The organism is Collinsella sp. D33t1_170424_A12 (assembly GCF_015554865.1).
Classification (GTDB): Bacteria; Actinomycetota; Coriobacteriia; order Coriobacteriales; family Coriobacteriaceae; genus Collinsella.
In genome coordinates, this window is sequence record NZ_JADNJJ010000154.1 from 1 (window position 1) to 3,043 (window position 3,043).

Below are 3,043 nucleotides of genomic sequence, written 5' to 3' on the forward strand. Positions count from 1 at the left end.
CGACCATTGTCGCCCGACCCACGATAGAGCTACAAGGGGAGGGGCCCCAATGTTCAACTCATATCGTCTTTGCATGCCGGGTCAATCGCAGTCCCTATGGCGCATCCTGACTCAAATCGTTTGGATTCCCGCTCGGCTCCCAAGACCATCGCCATGTAATTCGCGCCTCTAGAACCCCCGCTTCAATCCGAGCCGTGAGCAATCCTGCAGTCAGTCGTGTTCGATCCGCGCGTCCATTTGACTGCTTAATGAGGGATCTGTTCGCCTCTTTTACCCTTAAAGCTGCTGCCGGGCTATTACAGAACAATAAGTCCTGATGGTGCATGGCAATTCAGCCTCGATCGGCATCCATTTTGTTGCTTGCCGTACAAATCCCAATACATGCAGTCAACTCCCTATAGCGAATCGACGTGATGGCTTTGGACTCATCTCATATGGTGCTTGTCGCTGCGGACTCGATAGGCTGCCGATCCCGCCGTCTTGGCATTTCGCGCGTGGGGCCCGGGAGTCGTGTGTCCTTGCACCCGATATAGCGTCTGCGCTCCCTGCCATCTCTGATCTTGGGAAGGTTCTATACGAGGTGCATCTTTCTCGTTTCTTGCTGCGTGCCGGATATCCCGATTCATCCATAAAGAAGGCCGGCGGCACCTACGTCTTCTTTCTAATGTGAGCGGCATATTCGAGACCAATTGCATGCATGGCACCCGTATTGCGGGATATCCTCTCGCCAAATCGGGAAGAGTGTATCCATTGAGGGTGCAGGGGGAGTCTTGATGGGGGGCATATGCGAAAAATCGTGATTTCACACTTCTCGGCGCTTCGGAAACTGTTGACGGACTTCAACCCGAGACATCGGTATTCGACAAAGAGCCGGGCTACGCTTGCGGGTGCGCTGTGTCCCAGTAGCGAGGATGCTAAGTTCCTTCTTGATGTTTTCGGTATTCGGGGTCCGCTGGACTGTCTGGTCGGCGAGCCTTCCAGACGTCGGCATGCCGCTGCCGTCAGGTGCCATCTGTGCGCCCACGATCTTCCAGCGGGCTCACTCATTCCCGTTGCGAGTCCGCTTGCGGACATGCAGCTGTATATTTGTTCCCCCGAGTTCACGTTTGTGCAGATAGCTGCATCGTCGTCGTGCGAGGACGCGATCTATTGCGGGATGGCCCTCTGTTCGGATTTTCGGCTTGAACCAGTTGCGCAGGGTGGCGTTGTGTTTCGCGAGGGCGGCGATAGTGCGTTGACGAAGCGCCCGAGGATCGAAGCGTTCCTCGATGGCGTCGGTCCTGTGCGCGGTTCGGAGAAGGCGCGTCGCGCGCTTCGTTATGTTGCGGATGACGCGCGCTCGCCGAGGGAATGCTCGCTTGGGATGCTCTTGAGCCTTCCGAGTCGAAACGGTGGTTTCGATCTGGGTCGGCTCTCGTTCAACCGAGCATTTGCAACGATCGATGGCATCGATCGCTATGGAAGAAGAAAGAGTAAACATCGAATACCAGACATCCTGCTGGAGGCGACATCGCGCTCGGGGGAGAGGCGCGTCGTTGCTGTGGATTACGACCCCTTCTCGACCCACGCCGGCGACCCCAAGATGTTGCTCGACATGCATCGCCGTAACGATTTGGCTACGGTGCGGGGTTTGCCGCATTTTGCGCTGACGAGTGCCGATGCGAATAACTTCGAGTATCTCTGCTCGTTGGCCGAGCAGATCCGGAAGGTGTTGGGCAGGCCGATGCGACCGGCTCTCAGGAAATCTGTTGATTCCCATGAAGGCCGGCGGATTCTTATGGAAGCCAGGTATCGGCGCTACGTTTTATGGCGTCACTTCGTGATTCCTCCGTTCGATGACGTCGTCGACGGCATCATCGGGGGAGATCGGTGGAGGGAGGATACGCCGTGACGCCGGCCATGCTGTAGGTGCGGGTTGCATCGATCTACGTCATTCTTCGCGAGACCATGCACCTTCATAAGACTGCTGGTAGAATAACGAACTAACTGTTTCGCAAACAAAGCCGTTTCAAGAGCAAGGAGCCAATCATGTGCGATTGCCACGAGCATAATCAGGACGCGCGCCCGGCGGGGGAGATACCCTTCTATGACGCGCAGGCTATCGAGACCAAGTGGATGAAGTCTTGGGAAGAGCAGAACCTCTTCGCCGTGGATACCGATTCCAGCAAGCCCAAGAAGTACGTTCTCGAGATGTTCCCGTATCCTTCGGGCGACCTGCACATGGGCCATGCGCGTAACTACACCATCGGCGACGCCATGGCGCGCCAGGCGCGTATGCGCGGCTACGACGTACTGCACCCCATCGGATTCGATGCTTTCGGCTTGCCCGCCGAGAACGCCGCCATCAAGCACAATACCCAAGCGGCCGCCTGGACGTACAAGAACATGGACCAGGCGCTTGCAACCATGAAGCGCATGGGCTTCTCCTACGATATGGACCGCCTGGTCAAGACCTGCAGCCCCGACTATTACCGTTGGGGCCAGTGGATCTTCGAGAAGCTGTGGGAGCGCGGGCTGGTCTATCGCAAGAAGAACCCCGTCAACTGGTGCCCCAAGTGCGAGACCGTTCTCGCCAACGAGCAGGTGACCGAGGGCCGTTGCTGGCGTTGCGACTCCGAGGTCGAGAAGCGCGACCTCGAGCAGTGGTACATCAAGATCACCGCGTACGCCCAGGAGCTGCTCGACGACCTGGATAAGCTCCCCGGCTGGCCGGAGCGCGTCAAGCAGATGCAGGCAAACTGGATCGGTCGCTCCGAGGGCGCCGAGGTCGACTTCACCCTGTGCGATGCAGACGGCGAGCCCATCTCCGGCGACGAGGGCAAGATCACCGTCTTTACCACGCGCGCGGACACGCTGTTCGGCAACACGTTCTTCCTGCTTGCTCCCGAGTACAAGGGTTTGATGGATCTGGTCGAGGGTACCGAGTACGAGGCCGGCGTGCGCGAGGTCGTCGAGGGCGCCAAGCATATCTCCGCTGTCGAGCGCGCCCAGGGCACGCTCGAGAAGCACGGTGCCTTCACGGGCCGCTACGTCATCAACCCCG

At 58.3% G+C, this 3,043-nt stretch carries 2 protein-coding genes; both read left to right on the forward strand.

Going from position 1 to position 3,043, the window contains the following annotated elements:
- Positions 1-1,072 precede the first annotated feature (1,072 nt).
- The gene (locus I2E26_RS06675; RefSeq protein WP_229056476.1) at positions 1,073-1,891 is read left to right on the forward strand and encodes a hypothetical protein; all 819 of its coding nucleotides are present in this window, start codon (positions 1,073-1,075) and stop codon (positions 1,889-1,891) included.
- A 137-nt stretch (positions 1,892-2,028) separates the two neighbouring features.
- On the forward strand, positions 2,029-3,043 hold a 1,015-nt coding region (locus I2E26_RS06680; protein WP_195420112.1), incomplete at its 3' end, for a class I tRNA ligase family protein.

What these genes read in the sequence shown, in the direction of transcription:
- I2E26_RS06675 (WP_229056476.1), top strand. Translation starts at nt 1,073, where the DNA reads ATGCAGCTGTATATTTGTTCCCCCGAGTTCACGTTTGTGCAGATAGCT.